We start from the raw sequence: 22,607 nt of genomic DNA on the forward strand, positions 1-22,607 counted from the left end.
GCGGAAATCCCGCCTGTTCTCAACTCTCGCCTGAAATGACGGAACCCGGACAATAAGTATCATTAAGTTGGTCGCTAAACGAGGGACAACACATGAGCGATTCACAGCAATACGAGAAAGTCTCGGTCTCCGCCCACGGGGTGACGGTGGACAAGCGGTTCGAGGAAGACGAGTTCCCGGTGCCGGCCATCGCCTTCGAGATCCAGTCCGCGCGCTCGGAGACGGTGACGGTGACGCTGGTCGACGACGTGCCCGAGGACGTCGCGGTCGAGGACCTGGGCTTTCACCCCGAGTACGGGAGCGAGTACTGGACTATCGACGAGGACCAGATCACCTTCGAGCGCGAACTCGAGGCGGGCGCCGAGTACACGACGGTCTACGGGATCCGCGCGACCGGGACCGACAACGTCGAGCAGTTCCTCACGCAGCCGCGGATCGAACAGGTAGACCCGCCGCTGGAAGACGGCGGCGGCGCCGTCGTCGACGAACAGGGCAGCGACGTCGTCCGCGACGTCATCTCGGGCGACAGCGACGCCGTCCCGGGCCTCGACGACGCAGACGACGGCGACGAGGGCGACGACGTCGAGACCCTCGACCTGAAAGACCCGAACGAGCCCGCCGACAGCGGCGGTTCCTCCGGTTCCAGTGGCTCCTCGGGCGGCGGCTCCTCGGGCGGCGGCGTCGCGCTCGACGACGCGGACGTCGACACGCTCGTGGGCGCGCTCGCGACCGAGATCCGCAACCAGAACGTCGACGCGGAGGACGTCAAACTGCTCCGGAAGGCGTTCGACCTGGCCGACGACTCCGGTGGCAGCGTCGACGCGCGCATCCAGCACCTCCAGACCGAGGTGTCGGACCTGCTCGCCTACACGGGCGCGCTGGAGGAGTTCCTGGACGAGAACGGCACGGGCGACGAGATCATCGAGGAGTTCCGCGAGGAGGTCGAGTCCTTCGAGTCCGAGCTGGAGGAGGTCCGGGACATGACCTCGGGCCACGAAGAGTCGCTGTCGAGCGTCGAGAGCACCGTCGAGGGGGTCGAGTCGTCGATGGACTCGCTCCAGTCGGACATGGACGAGGTGCTGTCGGAGGTCGAGGCCGTCCAGGACGACGTCGAGTCCGTCGAGGAGTCGGTCGGCGACGTCGAGGGCGACATCGACGACCTCGAAGGGCAGATCGGCGACATCGACGTCGAGGACGTCAAGGCCGACATCGAGGACATCAACGACGAGATCGAGGAGCTCAAAGAGTGGCGCGAACAGCTCTCCTCCGTCATCGGCGGCAGCTAACGCTTCCGAGACGGGCGCCGTATCCGAGTGGAACCGGCGGAGATCGGACTCGTTTTACGGGCCGCTCACGTGCGGAATATCAATGACGACCGTCAGCGTCGCCGTGCCGCGGAAGGGACGACCGCTCGAAGCCGTTCTCGACCGACTGGCCGACGAGACGGGCGTCGCCGGCCTCGCCGACGACGTGATCTCGACGCTCAGATACGAGAAAGCGGTCACGAAGGGCGACCAGTCCGCGACCGGCGACGTCTACGAGCGACTCGCGACCTACAGCGACGACGCCGACCCGCACGCGCCCGAGTACACGCTCGTCAGGGACGACCGCCAGGGGATGCCCCGCCGGATCGTCTTCGACAGCGTCGCCGTCCCGGTCGACGACGACCTGACGCTCCGCCTCGTCGGACGCGAGGAGCCGTTCCGCGCGCTCCGGAAACACGAGATGCCGCTGGGGTTCGACAGCGCCGACCTCTTCCTCGAGGAAGTGGTCGAACTCCGCGATGAGCCGCTGGCGGAACTCGGCGACGTGAACGAGCGCGTCGATCCGCGCGACACGGACGTCCGCCTGGTCGCCGGTCTCGGCGACACGGTCTGGCACTCCGTGCTGGCGACGCCGGAGGTGGCCCGCGAGCACGACGCCGACCTGACGCGCGCGTTCGTCGACGCCTACGAGGGCGACCTCTGCATCTCCCCGCGATACGAGCGACTGGTAGAGGGCGTGCTCGGGACGGGCGCGACCGACGGGATCGAGTTCTGTTACCCGGAGAACGGTCAGTCCGAGGAGGCCGCTATCGCCGAGACGGGGATCGGCGTGTACCTCACCGTCTCGGGGTCGACGGCGCGAGACCACGGGCTCGAAGTCGGCGAACACCTGTTCCCGAGCGAAACTGTCCTCCTGAGAAGCGAACCGGAGGTCACGGACGCGGTCGAGCGCGTCGCGGACCTGCTCGTGACCGCGGAGACGGGGACGCGACTGGTCACGCAGTGACGGTCACCGGCGCGGAGCGCGTTACTCGTCTTCGTCGTCGCCTTCGGTCATCTCGGTCGCGATGACGTCCAGCGGGACGTCGCGCAGGGCGCCACCGACGTCGCTCTTCGCGATGCGCTGGGCGTGCTCCTCGCTCTCGGCGTTGAACACGTCCATCTCCAGGACGAGCCCGACCAGGGCCGTGTCGGCCGCGATGTACGCCGAGTCGAACGGCTCCCCGCACGCGGGGCAGTTCGTCGCGCCGACGCCCACCTCGACGTAGTCCATGTCCTTCTGGTTGAGCCGCTTGCCGGCCTCGCTGATGGCGACGCCGATGGCGTCGTCGATGTTCTCGACGTCGTGAACCAACCAGGCGGCTTCCATCACTACGATGTAGTTCATACACCCCACTCGGCGTTTCTCCGTAATCCTGTTTTTGATCCGCGTTCGACACCATCGCTGGACCGGGAACGCCGTCGAGTGGCTGCCGCGACTGCACGCCGTTCGCCGGTGCGCACGTGACCGGAATGATGGTCATAACTTATGACGATAGCCGGTCGTACCAAGCCGACCATTACCCCGTTCGACCCGCCGCGTCCGGTTCGACGCTGTCGATCGATGCAATCCGCTAATCGCAAGACCGCGGCGGGGTTATCCTTCACGATCGATTATCAACTGCCGAGCTTCGGGAGAAAAGCTTATGTACTGGCACTGCCGGAGGACGACTACATCACGATGGCGTCCACCCTGAACCGTGCAGTCGTGTTCGCACTGTACCAGTTGACCCTGTTTGCCGGAATCCTGCTGCTGCCGCTGGCGCTCGTCATGCGCAAAGTCGGGGTCACGCTCCCCGCTCACCGCGCAGTCAGCCGCATCAACGACAAGTACGAGGAGATGGACACGCGAACCGCCTGATCGACCGAGACGAACCGCTTTTCACCGTTGTTTCGCACGTCCCGAGCGACTGCGATCATCCGACGACAGCGACCGGGGGCGACCGAAAAGATGGTTTTATCAGCACAGGACTGATACCCGACTACCATGCGCGACCCATCCGCCGGTTCGGAGTTCTCGCAAAATCTGCAGCGCCACGACGCCGGGATCCCCGATCCGACAGAGCCCCAGATCGGTTCGTTCCCCGACGAGTCCCCGGAGGGCGACCAGAGCAAGGTCGCCGAGACCGGGACGACTACCATCGGCATCACGGCCGAGGACGGCGTCATCATCGCGACGGACATGCGCGCCTCGCTCGGAGGCCGCTTCGTCTCCAACAAGACGGTCCAGAAGGTCGAGCAGATCCACCCGACCGGCGCGCTGACGCTCGTCGGCTCCGTCGGCGGCGCCCAGTCGTTCATCCGCTCGCTCCGCGCCGAGGTCGACCTCTTCGAGGCACGCCGCGGCGAGGACATGAGCATGACGGCGCTCTCGACGCTCGCGGGTAACTTCGCCCGCGGCGGCCCCTTCTTCGCCATCAACCCGATCCTCGGCGGCGTCGACGAGGAGGGCTCGCACGTCTACTCCATCGACCCCGCCGGCGGCGTCATGGAAGACGACTACACGATCACCGGCTCCGGGCTCACCGTCGCCTACGGGACGCTCGAAGACCGCTACGAGGACGGCATGAGCATGGAGGAGGCTCGCAGCGCCGCAGTCGCCGGCGTCCGCGCCGCCGCCGAGCGCGACACCGGCTCCGGCAACGGCGTCTACATCGCCGAGGTCACAGGCGAGGGCGTCGAGATCGAGGGCTACCCGAACTTCGAAGGCGTCGAGTAACGCGCCCCAGTTCTCTCGTTTTCACGCCGCGTAGCGACTGCGCCGGATAGCCCATGCAGTGTTCGACGACGCTGGGGGATGCGGGCAGGCCTCGACGACTCGAAGTCCCCTCCCTCCGATAATCGCGACCGTCAGCCGCTACGATTAATGGGGGCCGCGCCGTGGGACGGGTATGGATCTGTTCGGGACGGCGGGTATCCGCGGCGACGCGCAGTCGAGGGTCACGCCGGAACTCGCGCTGGCCGTCGGGCGGGCGGTGGGCGACGACGGCGACTCGTTCGTCGTCGGTCGGGACGGCCGCACCACCGGTGAGGGGTTGGCCGCCGCCGTGGAAGCGGGGCTGCTGAGCGCCGGGGCGGACGTGACCCGGATCGGCCAGGTGCCGACGCCGACGGTCGCCTACGCCGCACAGCACCGCCGCGGCGTCATGCTGACGGCGAGCCACAACCCGCCCGCGGACAACGGGATCAAACTCTTCGCCGACGGCCAGGAGTACGACGACGCCGGCGAAGCGCGGGTCGAACGACGCGTCGACGAGGGGTCGTCCCCGGTCGCCTGGGACGAGTGGGGCGAAACCGTGCGCGCCGACGTGCTCGGCGCCTACCGCGACGCGGTCGCGGAGTACGCTCGCGAGTACGGCGAGCCCCTGGACGGGCTGTCCGTCGCGGTCGACTGCGGGAACGGGGTGGCCAGCCTCGCCACGCCGCAGGTACTCCGCGCGCTCGGCGCCGACGTGACGGCCATCAACGCCAACGTCGACGGCCACTTCCCCGGGCGCGAGAGCAAGCCCACCGCCGAGAGCCTGCGTGACCTGCGCTCGTACGTCGCGGAGGGCGGGGCAGAACTGGGGTTCGGCCACGACGGCGACGGCGACCGCATCGTCGTCGTCGACGCCAGCGGCGAGGTGGTCCACGAGGACACCGTCGTCGCCATCCTCGCGGAACACTACGTCGCCGAGAGCGAGGCCGGTGACCCGGTCGTCGTCACCACGCCGAACGCCTCGGCGCGGATCGACGAGCGCGTCCGCGGCGCCGGCGGCCGGGTCGAGCGCGTCAGACTCGGCGCGCTCCACGAGGGCATCGCCGAGGTACGGGAGAGCGGTACCGACGACACCGCGGTCGTCTTCGCCGCCGAGCCGTGGAAACACATCCACACCGCGCTGGGCGGGTGGATCGACGGCGTCGCGAGCGCCGCGGTCCTGGCGCGACTCGTCGCCGGCCCCGGTCTCGCCGTCCTGCGCGACCCCGTGAACGAGCGTCCCTACCGGAAAGTGAGCGTCGACTGCCCCGACGACCGCAAGGACGCGGCGATGGATCTGGTCACCGAACGCCTGCCCGGGGAGTTCCCGGACGCGAGTGTCGACACAGAGTACGGCGTCAGGCTGGAACTCCCCGACGGGTCGTGGACGCTCGTTCGCCCCAGCGGGACGGAACCGTACGTCCGCGTCTACGCCGAGAGCGAGGACGTCTCCGCGCTCGTCGAGACCGTCACCGGCGTCGTCCGCGGCGCCGTCGACGACGCGTGAGCCGAGTTCTGAGGCTCCCCCGAAGGCGGTAAAGTGAGACGGCCGACGGCCGCGGCCGCTGGCTATTAGTCCCGACCGGCCCTTTCCCTGGGCATGAGCGAGTTACTGGACGCGGCCCGCGACGCGGTGGACGCCGCGTTCGCCCCGTACTCCGACTACGCCGTCGGCGCGGCGCTTCGGACGGCCGACGGGAGCGTCTACACCGGCTGTAACGTCGAGATCGCCAACTACAGCAACAGCCTCCACGCCGAGGAGGTCGCGCTCGGCTCGGCGGTCCGCGACGGCCACCGCGAGTTCGACCGCATCGCCGTCTCGTCGGCCGCCGAGGACGGTGTCACGCCCTGCGGAATGTGCCGCCAGTCCCTCGCGGAGTTCTGCGACGAATCGTTCGTCGTCGTCTGCGAGGGCGAGGAGGGCCCCGTCGAGTACGAACTCGGCGAGTTGATCCCGGAGACGATCACCCGGGAGATGGTCGAGCGATGAGCGGCGCTGGCGAAGATGCGGAGAGTGCGCCCGACGCAGACGCCCGGAACGACGTCCCCGACAGCGAGGACCCGAACCAGGAGGAGCAGTACCACCTCGAAGTCGGGCCGGGCGACGTGGCCGAGAGCGTCCTCCTGCCCGGCAATCCCGAGCGCGTCGAGAAGATCACCGACGGCTGGGACGACCACGAGGTCGTCGCCGAACACCGCGAGTACCGGACCGCCACGGGGACCTACGACGAAACGCCTATCTCGGTCACCTCGACGGGCATCGGCTCGCCCTCCGCAGCGATCGCCGTCGAGGAACTCGCGCGCGTCGGCGCCGACACGCTCCTCCGCGTGGGGTCCTGCGGCGCGATTCGCGAGGAGGCCTCCGTCGGCGACCTGATCATCACGACCGGCGCGGTCCGCCAGGAGGGGACGAGCAAGGAGTACGTCCGCGAGGACTACCCGGCGAGCGCGGACGACCGCGTCGTCGGCGCGCTCGTCACCGCGGCGGAGCGTCTGGGCTACGACTATCACCTCGGCGTTACCGCCAGCACCGACGGCTTCTACGCCGGACAGGGCCGCCCGGGCTTCGACGGTTTCGAGGCCGCCGGGAGCGACGAACTCGTCGAGAACCTGCGCGAGGCGGGCGTCCTCAACTTCGAGATGGAGGCCGCCGCCGTGCTGACGCTCGCGAACCTCTACGGCCTGCGGGCCGGCGCGGTGTGTACGGTCTACGCCAACCGCGTCACCGGCGAGTTCCGCACGGAAGGCGAGCGAAAGGCCGCGAAGGTCGCCAGCGAAGCCATCTCGATCCTCGCGGACATGGACGCTGCCGCCGAAGAGGCTGGTGCCGACAGGTGGCACCCTGGAGTGGGTCTGGACGTCGAGTGAGCGTCCGGGTCACCCGTCGGCGTTCCCGCCTCACTCGGCCTCGTCGTCGGCCGGCGGGGATTCGTGCCCGTCGGCCTCGGCCACTTCGTCGGGGGCCATCTCCCGCGCTTTTACTTCGTCGATCCGGGCGCCGTCGACCTCTTCGACGGTGAACTCGTAGCCGTCGACGGCCACCTGGTCGCCGACGTCCGGGGCGCGTCCCAGGCTGTCGAGGACGTACCCACCCATCGTTCCCACGTCGACGGTGCCGAACTCGACGTCGAGTGACTCCTCGACGTCAGAGAGGACGACGCCTCCGTCGATGCTGTAGGTCCCGTCGGCTTCACGGTCGATCGTCGGTTCGCGTTCGTCGACGTCGAACTCGTCGCGGATGTCGCCGACGACCTGTTCGACGACGTCTTCGACGGTCGCGACGCCCTCGAAGGAGCCCCACTCGTCGATCACTCCGGCCATCTGGCTCTGTTCGGTCTGGAACTCGGTCAGGAGGTCGTCGACCGCACCGGTCTCCGGGACCAGCGGCATCTCCCGCACGAGGTCCCCCGCGGTGATCGCGGCGTCGGGGTCTGCGGTCTCGCTCGCTCGCAGGACGTCTTTCACGTCGAGGAATCCGACCACCTGATCCTGATCGTCGGCGTCGAGGACGGGATAGCGCGTGTGTCCCTCTTCGACGATCTGGGTGCGGAGTTCAGAGAGCGGCATGTCCGAGGAGACGCTCACCACGTCCGGCCGAGGGACCATGGCCTCGCGGACGGAGATGTCGTCGAGTTCGAAGACGCGCTCGATCATCTCGACCTCGTTCGCGTCGACGTGGCCCTTGCTTCCCGAGCGGGTGAGGACGGTCAGGATCTCTTCTTCGGAGAGGGTCTCCTCGGTCTCGGAGGCGGGCGGGATGCCGATGAGTCGCGTGAAGTAGTTCGCCGTCCCGTTGAGGACGACCAGTCCGGGGATGAAGATGTAGTAGAAGAACTTCATCGGCGGGGAGACGAACAGAGCGATCTGCTCGGCCCGCGCGATGGCGATGGTCTTCGGCGCGAGTTCCCCGAAGACGACGTGCAGGAACGTGATGATCGAGAATCCGATCCCGATGGCGACGAGGTGGATCAGGTTTTCGGGGAGGACGGCGCCGAGGATCGGTTCGATCAGGGCCGCGATGGCCGGTTCGCCGATCCAGCCGAGGCTCAGCGAGGCGAGCGTGATCCCGAGCTGGGTCACCGCCAGGTAGTCGTCGAGGTTGTCGAGTGCGTTCCGTAGCAACTCCGCGCCGCTTCGGCCCTCCGCGACCATCTGGTCGACGGACGACGAGCGAACGCGGACGTAGGCGAACTCCGAGGCGACGAAAAAGCCGTTCAGTGCGACCAGGAACAGCGCGGCGAGCAGCCGCCCCGCCGAGAACAGGATGTCTACCATCGGTCCCTCCGGACCGACGCTCGCGGGTGTCGTGGTTCGTACATGGCCGCTCGTAGGAAGGGGGTACCGTTAACGGTGGTGGCTTGAACGGGTCGGCGCGAGTGATAGCTCCCCGTCCGCTCAGTGGGGATTGCGCATCGAACAGCGAGATAACACGTCCAACCAAAACCGACGGTGAGTACAAATCAAAATAGTTTTTGAGAGTAGTGGGCGTACTATACACGTGCCTTCTGAGAAAATCTGTCCAGACTGCGAGGAATCCCTAGAGCAGATGAAGTTACAAGGAACCGATGTCATGGGAACGCTCTCTATCGTTTCAGAAGCGTCAGACGACGGATTTCTTAGTAGTATGCGAGCAGACGAAATCCTCACGCCAGTTCCTTACGTTTGTCCCAACTGCCGACGAACCCTCCTATATGCCGAAAAGTAGCCGATAAATTAGTTACCTGTACTGAGCGTCCGCACCGAGCGAAGGGAGGCGCGGTTCACCTGACGCGAGCGACCGAAGTGAGCGAGTCGTCCGGCCGTTTTCGCCTATGTTTTTGGCTAGCGAGAGACCGAAGACCGAAGGTCCCTCGGACTATGCGAACGGGCGCTGCGAGGCGGTGCAACCGCCTCGATGAAGACGGTGAAGCCGTCTCCCACCGCCCGTGAGTAGATGGGGTGCCCGCAGCGAACGCAGTGAGCGAGGACACTCTCCGGAGAAAACGATGGTAACTAGATAGCTCCTACATGTCGGGCCAGGCGTCGAGCGCGTTGCCGACGCCGGAGACGTCGGCGATCCAGCGGGCGGCGATGCCCTTCTTGAGGAGCTCGGCGGGCTTGCCGCCGAACGTCGAGAGCGGGAAGTACTTCACGTCGTGGGCGACGGCCTCCTCGCCGACGGAGACGACGGTCCCCTTGTCGTCGAAGGTCCACTCGGTGAGCGGCTGGCCCTTGACGCGGCGTGCGAGGTTCTCGCCGGCGACCTCGGCGGCCTGCCAGGCGGCCTGGGCGGTCGGCGGGGCGGGGTCGTCACCGGGCTGGTCGACGATGGCGGCGTCGCCGATGGCGAAGATGCGGTCGTCGTCGGTTTCGAAGGTCTGTTCCGAGAAGATGCGGTTGCTGCGTTCGTCCTTGTCGACGTTCGCGTCGGCGACGGCGTCGCGGCCGGTGATGCCGCCGGTCCAGATCAGGACGTCGTAGTCCATCTCGGCGTCGTCGCCGATGTAGACGGTCTCCTCGTCGACCTCGCCGATGAACTCGCCGGTGTGGATCTTCACGTCGGCCTGTTCGAGGCGCTTGCGGAGCGCGCCCTGGAGCTGCGGGTCGCTGTTGGGGAGGATGCGGTCCAGCCCCTCGACGAGTTCGATCTCGACGTTCGCGCCGTAGTCGTCGCGGTATTCGGCGATCTCTCCGGCGGTCTGGATGCCCGAGAGGCCGGCGCCGCCGACGACGATCGTCGCGGGGTCGTCGCGGGTCGCGGCCGCGGCCGCCTCGGAGACGGCGTCGTGGATCGCGAGGGCGTCGTCGAGGCTCTTGAGGGTGTAGGCGTACTCCTTCAGGCCGTCGATGCCGAAGAACGCGGTGCGCGAACCGATACCGACGAGGAGGTAGTCGTACTCGACGTCGGCGCCGTCGGCGAGTTCGACGACGCGGTCGTCGGTGTCGACGGCCTCGACGGTCCCCTGTCGGAACGTCGTCGACGGGTCCTTGATCTCTCCGACGGGGATGGTGATCTTCTCGCGGACGCTGGGGTCGCGGATGCAGCGGTGGGACTCGTGGAGGACGAGGTGGTAGTCCACGTCCGAGATCCAGGTGACGTTGGCCCGCCCGTCGAGGTGGGACTCGAGGCTCTTGACCGCACCCGCGCCCGCGTAACCGGACCCGAGCACGACGACGTTGTCGCTCATACCGCCGACTCTGTGGGCGGCCGATACAAAGGCTTTGAAACCGTCCCGAGGATCGACCGAATCCGGACGTGTCTGTCATGAATATACAGGATCGACGGGCGCCGACGAGTCTCTGCGAGCGGACGTTCGGGGACAGACAGGGAAAACGCGGGCGTCGAAGCGGTCCCGCGCGTCAGTGTTCGGGTTCGCCCGCCGGCGCGCGCATGTCGTCGATGGTCAGGATGAGCTTGTTGTTCGTGTCGTCTTTCCCTTCGAGCGTCCCGATGATCTGGAGCTTCGAGAGGGGGGTCGGGCCGACGGTGATGGTGTCTCCCTCGTGGAAGTCCGCGATCGAGCCCTGGAGCTTGATCTCCGCGCGGCACAGTTCGGGGTGGTGCACGCTGGTGAGGTCGATCTCCTCGACGTTCGCGTCGGGGATGTCCTCGCCGTTGTGCGCGAGCGGCACGTCCGCGGCCTGTTCCATGTCCTGGATCTGCAGCGCGTCGTACGCGGTGGCGGTCGGCTTGTAGCCCCCCTTCGGACCGGGGACGCCTTCGACGAGCTGCAGGGCCTTCAGACTCTGCATCTGGTTGCGGATGGTGCCGGGGTTCCGGTCTACCTTCTCCGCAATGTCCTCCCCTTTCACTGCGTTCTCGGACTCCCGATAGAGATTAACGAGCTCCTGCAGGATGTTTTTCTGGCTGGGCGTCAACTCGATTGATGACATACTCTCGATTTGGTCATTGATTTTATTAAAGCCGGCGGTGGACGGCCGTGACGGCGGGAAATTTCGCCGTCTTTTCTCCGCGCCCTCGTGCGGTCCGGCGCTTTTCCCGTCCGTAAAACATCTCGATACCGACATTAGACGGCGGCTATTTAATACGCTCCGGACGACACCGGCGCATATGCAAGGACACCGCGTTCTGGTCACAGGCGGCGCCGGGTTCATCGGTTCGAACCTCGCAAACTCCCTCGCCGAGGACAACGAGGTCATCGCGCTCGACGACGGGTACCTCGGGACGCCCGAGAACCTCGACGACACCGTGGAGTTCGTCCAGGGAAGCGTCCTCGACGAGGACCTCCCGACGGACGTGGACGTCGTCTTTCACCTCGCCGCGCTCTCCTCGTACGCGATGCACGAGGAGGACCCGACCCGCGGCGCGCGCGTCAACGTCGAGGGCTTCGTCAACACGGTCGACCAGGCGCGCCAGGACGGCTGTGACACCGTCGTCTACGCGTCGACCTCGTCGATCTACGGCGACCGGACGGAGCCGTCGCCCGAAGACATGGACGTGACGGTCAACACGGGCTACGAGGCGTCGAAACTCGCGCGCGAGCGCTACGCGGAGTACTTCGCCAACCACTACGACATGTCGATGGCGGGCATGCGGTTTTTCTCCGTCTACCAGGGCATGGAGGAGGGCGCCGAGGAACACAAGGGGGAGTACGCCAACCTCATCGCGCAGTTCGCCGACGACATCGCCAACGGGCGTCGCCCCGAAATCTGGGGCGACGGCACGCAGACCCGTGACTTCACGCACGTCGACGACATCGTCCGCGGCCTGGAGCTCGCCGCCGACCACGAACTGACCGGCGTCTACAACCTCGGCACCGGCCAGCAGTACAGCTTCGACCACCTCGTCGAAGCGCTCAACGACGCGCTCGGCACCGACGTCGACCCGGTCTACGAGGACAACCCCATCCCCGAGGAGGTCTACGTCCACGACACGATGGCCGACGCGTCGAAGATGCGCGAGGCGACCGGCTGGGAACCGGCGATTTCCTTCGAGGAAGGCGTCGAGCGAGTCTGCCGACAGTATCGGTAGCGACCGTCGACGCGGCGGCCTGCCTGCTCCTGACCCGTTCGTGCTCCGGGTCGGCGAAGTCCCCGACCGTTTTGGCGTTCGCACCCGGAGGCGTCGTATGGACCGACCAGTGCGCGTGTTCGGCGCACCGATGGACCTCGGTGCGGACAGGCGCGGCGTCGACATGGGACCGTCGGCGATCCGCTACGCGGGCCTCACGGCCGAACTCGAATCGCTCGGGATCGACTGCGAAGACGGCGGCGACGTCGCGGTCCCCAGTCCGTCCCAGACCGACCCCGAATCCGGCCGTCCTCCCGAGGGGCGCGCGAAGTACCTCGCTGCGACCGAGAACGTCTGCCAGCGGCTCGCCGACGACGTCGCGGGCGCCGTCGCGGACGGGCGGGTCCCGCTCGTCCTCGGCGGCGACCACTCCATCGCCATCGGCACCGTCGGCGGCGTCGCGCGCGACCGGGACCTCGGTGTCATCTGGTTCGACGCCCACGCCGACTTCAACACGCCGGCGACGACGCCCAGTGGGAACGTCCACGGGATGTCCATCGCCGCGATCCTCGGCCGGGGCTCGTTTGCCGGCAGCGACTGGGCCGAGGCGCCCGGCGTCGACCCCGAAAACGTCGTCGTCGTCGGACTCCGCGACGTGGACGGCGCGGAGGGCGCCGCGCTCCGCGAGAGCGACGTGACGGCGTTCACGATGACCGACGTCGACCAGCGAGGGCTCCCGAACGTCACCCGCGAGGCGATCGAGATCGCCACCGACGGCACGGACGGCGTCCACGTCAGCCTGGACATGGACTTTCTCGACCCGACCGAGGCCCCGGGCGTCGGGACGCCGGTCCGCGGCGGTGCCTCCTACCGCGAGGGCCACACGGCCATGGAGATCGTCTCGCGAAAACTGGGAAGCGACCTCGCGTCGACGGAGATCGTCGAAGTCAACCCCATCCTCGACGACCACAACCGGACCGCCGAACTCGCCGTCGAACTCGCCGCGAGCGGGCTCGGGAAACGTATTCTCTGAACCGGTCCCGCCGCTGCGATGAGATCGATATCCGATCAGGACCGCCGAGCGAGCGCAGCGACCGCCAGCACGAACCCGGCGACGAGAACCGCGCCCGGCCCGAAGCCGGGACCCAGCCCCTCGGTCGAACCGTCACCGGTGGTGCCCGCCGTCGTCCCGTTCGGTCCGACTGTCCCGTTCGGGGCCGTCCCGACGGCCGTGCCGTTCGGGCCGACCGTTCCCGACCGGTCGGGCGTCGCCGTCGGCGTCTCGTCCCCGCGCAGCGTCGGCGGCGGGAGTTCCGTCGTCCCGACCGACTCGGGTGTCGGCGAGGGCGACGCCGTCGGCGTCGGTTCGTCGGTCGGCGTCGCCGTCGGGACCGCCGTTCCTTCGATGTCTTCGGCGGGCCTGAGGTCGACGGTGAGATACTGCGGGTTCCGCGGCGGATCCGAGCTATCGCCCGACAGCAGGACGCGGCCAGCGGTGTAGACCGCGTCCCCGTCGATCCGGTAGGGGCTGTCGTCGGCCGGGTAGTCGAACCGCCCGTCGCCGTCGGAATCGCGGTGGACGGCGAGGACGACGGTCTGGCTATCGGTCAGCGGCTCGCGGAGGCTGACCTGCGTACTGTGGACGCCCGGCTCCAGATAGGTCGAGCGGCCGACCAGGTTCTCGTGGGTCACCTGTTCGTCCGGCGGAACGGCGTAGGCCGCGACGTACCCGCCGTCTTCGAGCGCGGCGCGGACCCCGTCGATGACGGTCGCTTCCTCGGTGCTCGGGCTCTCGTACTCCTGGAACCAGACTGCGGTCTCGGGTGCGCCACCGGTCGTCAGCAGCGTCTTCGAGCCGTCGATCTCCGCGGTCGAGAGGGTCAATCGCGCGCCGTCCGGCGCCTCGGAGAGGTTGACCGTCGTCGCGAACGACCCGTCACCGTCGACCGTGGTCTCCACCTGGGTTCCGTAGTCGTCGTCGATGGCCGTGACGTCGAACGTGAGCCGGCTGTGAGGCGCCAGCGTCGTCTCGCCCGCGATCGTCTGGCCCGAAGCCGCCTCGCGACGGAGCGCCTGACCGGCCGGGTCGTACGTTATCTCGCGCTCCAGGATCCCGTAGTCGACCCCGCTGGTCTGGTTCGAGTCCACCAGATGCGAACGGTCGAACACGGAGACGCTGGCCCGACCGACCGATCGATCGCCCCAGCCGTCGGCGCTCTCGTACGTCACCCGCCGCAGGTCGGCGGTGACGTACAGCGTCTCGTTGGTCGCGTCCGGGATCACCTGCATCGTACCTCCCCCGATGCTGGCGGGCACGTCCACGACGGGCGCACAGCCGTCGCGGCCGTCGATCGTCAGGTCCAGCACCTGCCCCTTCGCACCGTCGCCCGCGACGGCGAGGAAGTTCTCCTCGGCCGTCTGTCCGCCTTGCGCGGCCATGAGGCCGTAGAGTCCGCCCGCTTCCAGCCGGTAGACCATCGTGTCACCGAGCGCGGCGGCGGGCCCGTCGTCGGTCGTCGGCGGGTCGGAGACGAGGCCGGACTGTCGGCCCTGGATGACGTCCCGGTCCGTACTGAGGTTCTCGAACCGGTCGCCCGGCGCGCGCAGGAGCGTCAACTCGCCCACGGAGGGGTCGTCGATGGTCAGCCGCTTCCTCTGGGTCCCCGACTGCTTCTCGATGGTCACGTCGTAGGCGCCGACCGGCATCGGCGCGCCGGAGACCGAGTCGCGCTCCTCGACGGCGACGCGGTCGTTGTCGCCGGCGGTGTAGGCCAGGCCGGCGACCGCACTCTCGTTGCCGGCGAGGTAGGTATTGACGTAGAGCGTCGCCGGCTTCCGGCCGTCGTTGTTCGCGAAGGTCAGCGTCACGTTGAACTCTTCGTCGACCGATTCGATCCTGACCGTCCCGGTCCGGCTCCGCGCGATACCGGTCTCGATGGCCGCCACGTCGCCGCGCGCGACGTCCATCTGCGGCGCGTCCGGATAGCTGTCTCTCGAATGATCGCTCGCGGCCGGCGCGGCCGAACCGCCGGCATCGGCTGCCGCGGTCGACCCGGCGGCGGAGACTCCCGCCGCTGACGGACACGTCGACCGGTCCTCGGCGGTCGCCGCTCCGGCGTCGGCATCGAGCGATCCCGGCGGTCCGGCTCCGAACGCCGGTGCCCCCGTCGCTCCGACGGCAGCGACCGCGAGCACGAACAGTACACCGTACGTCGAAACTGCGCGCCTATCGTACATAGTAGACTCCGACGGGTCCCCCGTCACTGTCTGGAACTGCACACGACGCTACCAAATGTCTTGTGACGTTTCACCGGCGAAGACGGTTCTCGACGGTGAAATATTCGAAATCGAAGTTCGCCGTTCAGACGGACGTTATTCGCCGTCTTGGCCGTCCGCGTCGACGTCTTCGACGGACGCCGGGAGCACGTCGACGGTGGCGACCCGGTCGCCGTCTTCGACGCGCATCACGACGACGCCTTTCGTGTTCCGGCCGACTTCGCTCACGTCCCCGGCGCGGATCCGCATGATCTGGCCGGCCTCGCTCATGATGAGGAGGTGGTCGTCCTCGGCGACGGCCTTGACGGTGCTGACGGGGCCGTTGCGCTCGTCGGTCTTGATGTCGATGAGACCCTTCCCGTAGCGCGACTGGCGGCGGTACTCGGAGAGGGGCGTCCGCTTGCCGTACCCGTTGCGGGTGACGGTCAGCAGACACCGGTCGTCTTCCTCGTCGGCCGCGACCATCCCGGCCACGCGGTCCTCGCCCTGCAGTTCGATCCCGCGGACGCCGCGGGCGTTGCGGCCCATCTCGCGGGCCTCGCTCTCGTCGAAGCGGATGGTCATCCCCTGTTCCGTGGCGATGACCAGATCCTTCGTCCGGTCGGTGACCTCCACGTCGACCAGCTCGTCGCCCGCTTCGAGGTCCGCGGCGATGATGCCCGTCGAGAGGATGTTCTCGAAGTCCTCCGCGTTCGTGCGCTTGACGTACCCGTTGCGGGTGACCATCGCGATGGACTCCTCGGGCTCGAACTCGTCGGTGTTGACGACGGCGGTGATCTCCTCGCCGTCGTCGAAGTCGATGAGGTTGACGGCGGACTTCCCGCGGGCCGTCCGGCTCATCTCCGGGATCTCGTAGGTCTTGAGTTTGTAGACCTGCCCCTGGTTGGTGAAACAGAGCAGGTAGTCGTGGGTGTTGGCCCGGAAGACCTTCGAGACGCGGTCGCCTTCCTTGGGGTCGGCGCCGATGATGCCCTTGCCGCCGCGGCCCTGCGGGTCGAAGCGGTCGATGGGCATCCGCTTGATGTAGTCGTCCTCGGTGATGACGACCGCGACGTCCTCCTCGGGGATGAGGTCCTCGTTGGTGATCTCGTCGCTCTGGACGAAGTTCGTCCGGCGCTCGTCGCCGTACTCGTCTCTGATCTCCTGGAGTTCCTCCTTGATGACCGCGAGGAGTTCGGTCTCGTCTTCGAGGATCGTGTTCAGGCGCTCGATCTCCGCCTGCAGGTCCTCGTACTCGCTCTCGATCTCCGCGGACTCCATCGAGGTGAGCGACCCGAGCTGCATCCGGACGATGTGGTCGGCCTGGTCGCCCGAGAAGTCGAAGGCCGTCTGCTCGTCGAGGTGCTCGAACTCCGCGTCGAGCTCCGCGAGGTCGACTTCGCCGCGGAGCGCGGCCTTGGCCTGGTCGCGGTCCTCGCTGTTGCGGATGAGGTCGACGACGGCGTCGACCTGGTCCAGGGCCTTCAGCCGGCCCTCGAGGATGTGCGCGCGGTCCTCGGCCTCGGCGAGTTCGTACTCGGAGCGCCGGCGGACGACCTCTTTGCGGTGGTCGAGGTACTCCTTCAGCGTCTCCTTGAGCGTCAGGACCCGCGGCTGGCCGTCCACGAGCGCGAGGTTGATGACGCCGAAGGTGGATTCGAGGTGGTGTTTGGTCAGCTGGTTCTCGACCAGGTCGATGTTGGCGCCGCGCTTGAGGTCGACGACGATGCGGACCCCGTTGCGGTCGGACTCGTCGCGCAGGTCCGAGACGCCCTCGATCTTCCCCTCGTTGACGTCCTCGGCGATGCGCTCGACCATCCGCGCCTTGTTCTCCTGGAAGGGAATCTCCGTGACGACGATCCGGCCTTCCTCGCGCTGGAGTTCGTACTTCGCGCGGACGGTGACGCGACCGCGGCCGGTCGCGTACGCGGAGTAGACGGCCTCGCGACCGACGATGGTGCCGCCGGTCGGGAAGTCGGGTCCTTTGATGGGGCCGGCGGTGCCGTTGCCGCGCTCGTCGCGGGTGTCGACGAGGTCGTCCACGTCGCAGTCGGGGTTGTCGATGAGGTGGACGACGGCGTCGACGACCTCGTTGAGGTTGTGCGGCGGGATGTTGGTCGACATCCCGACGGCGATGCCCGAGGAGCCGTTGATCAGCAGGTTCGGGACCTTCGCGGGCAGGACTTCCGGCTCGGTCAGGCGATCGTCGTAGTTGGACTGGAAGTCGACGGTGTCCTTCTCGATGTCCGCGAGCATCTCCTCGGCGATGTCGGCCATGCGGGCCTCGGTGTACCGCATGGCGGCCGCGGGGTCGCCGTCCATCGAGCCGAAGTTCCCCTGGCCGTCGACCAGGGGATAGCGCATCGAGAAGTCCTGGGCCATCCGGACGAGCGTGTCGTAGATGGGGCTGTCGCCGTGGGGGTGGTAGTCACCCATCGTCTCGCCGACGATCGAGGAACACTTCCGGTGGGAGGTGTTGCTCGTCACGCCCATCTCGTGCATCGCGTAGAGGATCCGTCGGTGGACGGGCTTGAGCCCGTCGCGAACGTCGGGGAGGGCGCGGCCGGCGATGACGCTCATCGCGTAGTCGATGTAGCTCTGCTCCATCTCGTTCTCGACGCGGACGCGGTCGACTTCCGCGGCCGGCGTCACGTCGTCGGGTACGTCTGAACTCATTGTGTCACCGTGGTGTTTTCTCCGGTGGTGTCAGTCGGGGGGTGCGTGCGGCCCGGACGGTTCCGATGGAGTGCCATCAGATGTCCACCCATTCCGCCTCGGGCGCGTGATCTTTGATGAACTGCTTGCGCGGTTCGACGGCGTCGCCCATCAGCACGGAGAACATCTTGTCCGCCGCAGCGGCGTCGTCGATGGTGATCTGCTTGAGGATCCGCTGTTCGGGGTCCATCGTCGTGTCCCACAGCTGCTGGGGGTTCATCTCGCCCAGGCCCTTGAAGCGCTGTACCTGCGTGGGGTTGCCGTCGCACTTCTCCTCGACGATCTTGTCTCGTTCGGCCTCGGTCATCGCGTCGTAGGTCTCGCCCTTGTACCGAACGCGGTACAGCGGCGGTTGGGCGGCGTAGACGTAGCCGGCCTCCAGTAGCGGCCGCATGTGTCGGTAGAAGAACGTCAGCAGCAGCGTCCTGATGTGGGCCCCGTCGACGTCGGCGTCGGTCATCAGGATGATCTTCTCGTAGCGGGCGTCGTCGATGTCGAACTCGTCGCCGATGCCCGTGCCGATGGCCGTGATCATCGCCCGGATCTCGTTGTTCTCCAGGATCCGGTCGAGGCGGTGTTTCTCGACGTTCAGGATCTTCCCGCGGATGGGGAGGATCGCCTGGAACTCGGGGTTGCGGCCCTGTTTGGCGCTGCCGCCCGCGGAGTCGCCCTCCGTGATGAACAGTTCCGCGTCCTCGGGGTCGCGTGTCTGGCAGTCCGAGAGCTTGCCTGGCAGCGCCGTCGATTCCAGCGCGGACTTGCGGCGGGTCAGCTCCTTGGCCTTCTTGGCGGCCTTGCGGGCCTTCGCGGCCTCGACGGCCTTCCGGACGATGACCTCGGCGGTCTGGGGGTTCTCCTCGAAGTAGGTCCCGAGGCCCTCGTGGACGGTCGACTCGACGATGCCCCGGACCTCGCTATTGCCGAGTTTCGTCTTCGTCTGGCCCTCGAACTGGGGGTCGGGGTGTTTGACCGAGATCACTGCCGTGAGGCCCTCGCGGATGTCGTCGCCCTTGAGGGTCCCGTCGATCTCGCCGAGCAAGTTGTTCTGTTCGGCGTAGTCGTTGACGATCCGGGTCAGTGCGGTCTTGAACCCCGTAAGGTGGGTCCCGCCCTCGCGGGTGTTGATGTTGTTCGCGAAGGCGTGGATGGACCCCTGCAGCTCGTTGGTGCCCTGCATCGCCAGCTCGACGTGGATGTCCTGCTCCTCGTCCTCGAAGTAGATGACGTCCGCGTGGAGGGGCTCTTTGGTCTCGTTGAGATACTCGACGAACTCCCGGATCCCACCGTCGTAGCGGAACGTGTCGGCCGTTCCGTCGCGCTCGTCGGCGAGGGTGATCTCGACGCCGGAGTTGAGGAAGGCGAGTTCGCGCAGGCGCGACTCCAGCGTGGAGTAGTCGTACTCGTCGGCCTCGAAGATGCCGGTGTCCGGCCAGAAGTGGATCGTCGTGCCCGTCTCCTCGTCGTCGTCCATGTCGCGGACGCGTTCGAGACCGCCGGCCTGGGGCTGGCCCTTCTCGAAGGACTCCCGCCAGACGGCGCCATCTCGCTTGACCTCGACCTCCAGCGACTCCGAGAGGGCGTTGACGACGGAGACGCCGACGCCGTGCAGGCCGCCCGAGACCTGGTAGGACTTGTTGTCGAACTTGCCGCCCGCGTGGAGGATGGTCATCACGACCTCGACGGCCGGTTTGTCGTACTTTTCGTGGGTGTCGACCGGGATGCCCCGGCCGTCGTCGGAGACGGAGACCGACCCGTCGTCGTGGATGGTGACCGAGATACTGTCGCAGTATCCCGCCAGCGCCTCGTCGATCGAGTTGTCCACGACCTCGTAGACGAGGTGGTGGAGTCCCCTGTCGTCCGTAGACCCGATGTACATCGCCGGGCGTTTGCGCACAGCCTCCAGCCCTTCCAGGGCCTGGATCTGCTGTGCGCCGTACTCGTCAGACTCCCGTGACATATAATCTGTCTACCGGTAGTAGACCACCGTCCTTAAAGCTCTCGCACGCGCGCGAGCGCGAAAACTGACCGACGAGAGACCGTTTCCGCCGTGATATCTCCCGATACCGGCCGTCGGCGCTGGTCTGTCCTGGCCCGTTTCGACGAGATCCGGGAGACACGGCTGGCCCGCCTCGCTCCGCGCGGGGTGCAACGGTTTCACTTTCACTCTGCCGGCGAACGCCTTTTAAGCCGTCCGGCAGTAGGGGGTCGCACGGATGACATCGTATCAGTCGCAACTCGGCGAGGGTGAGGGGATCGCCGAGGAGCTGGCAGAGAGCCAGCGGTCGATCTCCATCGCCGAGTTCTTCGAGAAGAACAAGCACATGCTCGGGTTCGACAGCGGAGCCCGAGGACTCGTCACCGCCGTGAAAGAGGCGGTCGACAACGCACTGGACGCCTGCGAGGAGGCCGGAATCGCACCCGACATCTACGTCGAGATTCAGGAGGCGGGCGACTACTACCGCCTCATCGTCGAGGACAACGGTCCCGGCATCACCAAAGAGCAGATCCCCAAGGTCTTCGGGAAGCTGCTCTACGGGTCGCGCTTCCACAAGCGCGAGCAGAACCGCGGGCAGCAGGGGATCGGTATCTCCGCGGCGGTGCTGTACTCACAGCTCACCTCCGGCAAGCCCGCGAAGATCACCTCTCGGACGAAAGGCGGGGTCGACGCCGAGTACTTCGAGCTCATCATCGACACGGACACGAACGAGCCCGAGATCGACGTCGAGGAGACCACTACCTGGGAGCGGCCGCACGGCACGCGCATCGAACTGGAGATGGAGGCGAACATGCGCGCCCGCAACCAGCTCCACGACTACATCAAACACACCGCGGTCGTCAACCCCCACGCCCGCATCGAGCTGCGCGAGCCGAGCGAACACATGAAGTACGAGCGAGTGACCGACCAGCTCCCGGAGGAGACCGAGGAGATCCGACCCCACCCTCACGGGGTCGAACTCGGGACGCTCATCAAGATGCTCGACGCCACCGAATCCTACTCGGTGTCGGGCTTCCTGCAGAGCGAGTTCACCCGCGTCGGCGGCAAGACCGCCGACTCGGTGATCGACAACTTCCGCGACCGCCACTTCGGTCGCGAGATGGCCTGGGAGCCGCCGGAGACCCACGAGGACGCGGACGTGGCCCGCGCGCTTGACGCCGCCGTCGCCAACAAGGGCGCGGACGCAACCGCGGAGTTCGCCGACCGCGTCTCGGACGCGCTGGACGGCTACGAGCGCGTCTCTCACCACGAACTCGCGGCGCTCGTCGACGACGTGGCCGACGACGTCGAGGAGAAGTACGACACCACGTTCGGCTCGACGGTCCGCGAGAACGCCGTCGAAGCCGGCTGGGAGGCCGTGCTCGGCGTCGGCGTCGCCGACGGTGACGACGGGGAGCACGACCACCTCCGGTCGGACCTCTACGGGCTGATCGACGAGGTGACGACCACGCAGAAAGACGACGCGACGATCCAGGGCCTGGCCGACAGGCTCGCCCCGAAGTTCGGGGACGCGGACGACCGTCGCCACCGCTTCACTCGCGACGAGATCCGGGAGTTCGTCCGGCGCGCCGCGGACGCGACCGAGGAGTACGACGACGCGACCTTCGGCGAGACGGCCCGCGAGAACGTCGTCGAGATCGTCTGGGAGTCCGCCGAGCGGGTCCCCGACGACCCGCCGAACGTGACGGAGATCGCCGACGACCGCGACACGTCGAGCCAGCTCCTGGAAGCGATGCGCGAGACGGACATCATCGCACCGCCGACGGACTGTCTCGCGCCCATCAACGCCGACCTCATCGAGGAGGGCCTGCGCAAGGAGTACGACGCCGACTTCTACTCGGCGTCGACCCGCGACGCGTCCGTTCACGGCGGCGACCCGTTCATCGTCGAGGCCGGCCTGGCCTACGGTGGCGACGTCGAGGCCGAGGGCAAAGCCGAGGTGATGCGCTTCGCCAACCGAGTCCCGCTGGTCTACCAGCGGGGCGCCTGCGCGACGACCGACGTGGTGAAGTCGATCAACTGGCGCAACTACAACCTCGACCAGCCCGGCGGCTCGGGCATCCCGAACGGCCCGGTCGTCATCATGGTCCACATCGCTTCGACGAACGTGCCGTTCACCAGCGAGTCGAAGGACGCCGTCGCGAACGTCCCCGAGCTCGAATCGGAGATCGAACTCGCGATGCGGGAGGCGGCCCGCGAGCTGAAGTCGTTCCTGAAGAAGCGCCGCTCGATGCAACAGCGCCGCGAGAAGCAGGACAAGCTCGCGACGATCCTCCCCGAGATGGCCGAGAAGCTCACGCAGGTGACCGGTAGCGACGAGCTCGACATCGACGACACGCTCGCGCGGATCATGAACAACGTCCTCGTCGAGCGCGAACGCGACGGCGACACGGTCCGGCTCACCATCGAGAACAACTCGGACCGCGCGGCGGACGTGGACATCACCGACATCGTGGCGGGGAGCGAGCCCGCGCTGGCAAACGGCGACGCGAGCGTCGTCGAGATGGACGGCGAGTGGTTCGTCAAGTGGTCGACGTCGGTGTCGAGCGGCGACGAGGCCACCATCGAGTACGACGTCGGCGACGACGCCGAGTTCGAGATCTCCGTCGAGGGTCTCGAAGAGGAGCGGCTCACTATCGACGCATAACA

The 22,607-nt window shown here is 67.3% G+C and carries 17 protein-coding genes; 10 read left to right on the plus strand and 7 right to left on the minus strand.

Annotated elements, in window-relative coordinates; all coding sequences use genetic code 11:
* The first annotated feature begins 92 nt into the window (after positions 1–92).
* Both ACMGFE_RS06650 and ACMGFE_RS06655 read left to right on the plus strand, forming a co-directional pair.
* Positions 93–1,286, plus strand: a complete 1,194-nt coding sequence (locus ACMGFE_RS06650; protein WP_436924288.1) for a hypothetical protein — start codon at positions 93–95, stop codon at positions 1,284–1,286.
* Positions 1,287–1,368: 82 nt separating this feature from the next.
* Positions 1,369–2,271, plus strand: coding sequence for a phosphoribosyltransferase HisG-related protein (locus ACMGFE_RS06655; RefSeq protein ID WP_436924289.1), 903 nt, complete (start codon positions 1,369–1,371; stop codon positions 2,269–2,271).
* A gap of 21 nt (positions 2,272–2,292) precedes the next feature.
* Here ACMGFE_RS06655 and ACMGFE_RS06660 read toward each other — a convergent pair whose 3' ends face one another.
* Positions 2,293–2,652 (minus strand): DUF555 domain-containing protein, encoded by a 360-nt coding sequence (locus tag ACMGFE_RS06660; RefSeq protein ID WP_436924290.1) that lies wholly within the window; start codon positions 2,650–2,652, stop codon positions 2,293–2,295.
* A gap of 216 nt (positions 2,653–2,868) precedes the next feature.
* Here ACMGFE_RS06660 and ACMGFE_RS06665 point away from each other — a divergent pair, with 216 nt between their 5' ends.
* The 5 genes from ACMGFE_RS06665 to ACMGFE_RS06685 all read left to right on the plus strand — a co-directional run bounded on the left by ACMGFE_RS06665 (position 2,869) and on the right by ACMGFE_RS06685 (position 6,909).
* Positions 2,869–3,165, plus strand: a complete 297-nt coding sequence (locus ACMGFE_RS06665; RefSeq protein WP_436924291.1) for a hypothetical protein — start codon at positions 2,869–2,871, stop codon at positions 3,163–3,165.
* 126 nt (positions 3,166–3,291) lie between these two features.
* A complete protein-coding gene (psmB, locus tag ACMGFE_RS06670) occupies positions 3,292–4,023 on the plus strand; it encodes an archaeal proteasome endopeptidase complex subunit beta (protein ID WP_436924292.1) in 732 nt (243 codons plus the stop codon).
* 172 nt (positions 4,024–4,195) lie between these two features.
* Positions 4,196–5,548, plus strand: coding sequence for a phosphopentomutase/phosphoglucosamine mutase (locus tag ACMGFE_RS06675; protein ID WP_436924293.1), 1,353 nt, complete (start codon positions 4,196–4,198; stop codon positions 5,546–5,548).
* 93 nt (positions 5,549–5,641) lie between these two features.
* Positions 5,642–6,031 carry a cytidine deaminase gene (gene cdd / locus ACMGFE_RS06680; protein WP_436924294.1) on the plus strand — a complete coding sequence of 130 codons (390 nt, stop codon included), beginning with the start codon at positions 5,642–5,644 and terminating at the stop codon, positions 6,029–6,031.
* Positions 6,028–6,909 carry a nucleoside phosphorylase gene (locus tag ACMGFE_RS06685; protein WP_436924295.1) on the plus strand — a complete coding sequence of 294 codons (882 nt, stop codon included), beginning with the start codon at positions 6,028–6,030 and terminating at the stop codon, positions 6,907–6,909. The genes cdd and ACMGFE_RS06685 overlap by 4 nt, the downstream gene beginning before the upstream one ends.
* A 30-nt stretch (positions 6,910–6,939) precedes the next feature.
* Here ACMGFE_RS06685 and ACMGFE_RS06690 read toward each other — a convergent pair whose 3' ends face one another.
* From ACMGFE_RS06690 to ACMGFE_RS06700, 3 genes are all read right to left on the minus strand, one after another.
* Positions 6,940–8,316 carry a hemolysin family protein gene (locus ACMGFE_RS06690; protein WP_436924296.1) on the minus strand — a complete coding sequence of 459 codons (1,377 nt, stop codon included), beginning with the start codon at positions 8,314–8,316 and terminating at the stop codon, positions 6,940–6,942.
* Positions 8,317–9,044: 728 nt separating this feature from the next.
* Positions 9,045–10,208, minus strand: coding sequence for an NAD(P)/FAD-dependent oxidoreductase (locus ACMGFE_RS06695; protein ID WP_436924297.1), 1,164 nt, complete (start codon positions 10,206–10,208; stop codon positions 9,045–9,047).
* 172 nt (positions 10,209–10,380) lie between these two features.
* Positions 10,381–10,914 (minus strand): HTH domain-containing protein, encoded by a 534-nt coding sequence (locus tag ACMGFE_RS06700; RefSeq protein WP_436924298.1) that lies wholly within the window; start codon positions 10,912–10,914, stop codon positions 10,381–10,383.
* Positions 10,915–11,092: 178 nt separating this feature from the next.
* On the opposite strand from ACMGFE_RS06700, the gene ACMGFE_RS06705 reads away from it, so the two are divergent.
* On the plus strand, positions 11,093–12,013 hold the full coding sequence (locus ACMGFE_RS06705) for an NAD-dependent epimerase/dehydratase family protein (protein WP_436924299.1): 921 nt from the start codon (positions 11,093–11,095) through the stop codon (positions 12,011–12,013).
* 97 nt (positions 12,014–12,110) lie between these two features.
* On the plus strand, positions 12,111–13,025 hold the full coding sequence (gene rocF, locus ACMGFE_RS06710; protein WP_436924300.1) for an arginase: 915 nt from the start codon (positions 12,111–12,113) through the stop codon (positions 13,023–13,025).
* A 35-nt stretch (positions 13,026–13,060) separates the two neighbouring features.
* Here the strand turns inward: rocF and ACMGFE_RS06715 are convergent, their stop codons facing one another.
* The 3 genes from ACMGFE_RS06715 to gyrB all read right to left on the minus strand — a co-directional run bounded on the left by ACMGFE_RS06715 (position 13,061) and on the right by gyrB (position 19,919).
* Positions 13,061–15,229, minus strand: a complete 2,169-nt coding sequence (locus ACMGFE_RS06715; protein WP_436924301.1) for a DUF7282 domain-containing protein — start codon at positions 15,227–15,229, stop codon at positions 13,061–13,063.
* A gap of 135 nt (positions 15,230–15,364) precedes the next feature.
* Complete coding sequence (gyrA, locus tag ACMGFE_RS06720) at positions 15,365–17,923, minus strand: DNA gyrase subunit A (RefSeq protein ID WP_436924302.1); 2,559 nt, start codon at positions 17,921–17,923, stop codon at positions 15,365–15,367.
* A gap of 76 nt (positions 17,924–17,999) precedes the next feature.
* Entirely contained in the window at positions 18,000–19,919 is a 1,920-nt protein-coding gene (gene gyrB / locus ACMGFE_RS06725) for a DNA topoisomerase (ATP-hydrolyzing) subunit B (RefSeq protein WP_436924303.1), read from the minus strand.
* Between the two features lie 256 nt (positions 19,920–20,175).
* Here gyrB and ACMGFE_RS06730 point away from each other — a divergent pair, with 256 nt between their 5' ends.
* Entirely contained in the window at positions 20,176–22,605 is a 2,430-nt protein-coding gene (locus ACMGFE_RS06730; protein ID WP_436924304.1) for a DNA topoisomerase VI subunit B, read from the plus strand.
* The last annotated feature ends 2 nt before the right edge of the window (positions 22,606–22,607 follow it).

The sequence above is a fragment of the Halosimplex amylolyticum genome, from assembly GCF_051414035.1.
Classification (GTDB): domain Archaea; phylum Halobacteriota; class Halobacteria; order Halobacteriales; family Haloarculaceae; genus Halosimplex; species Halosimplex amylolyticum.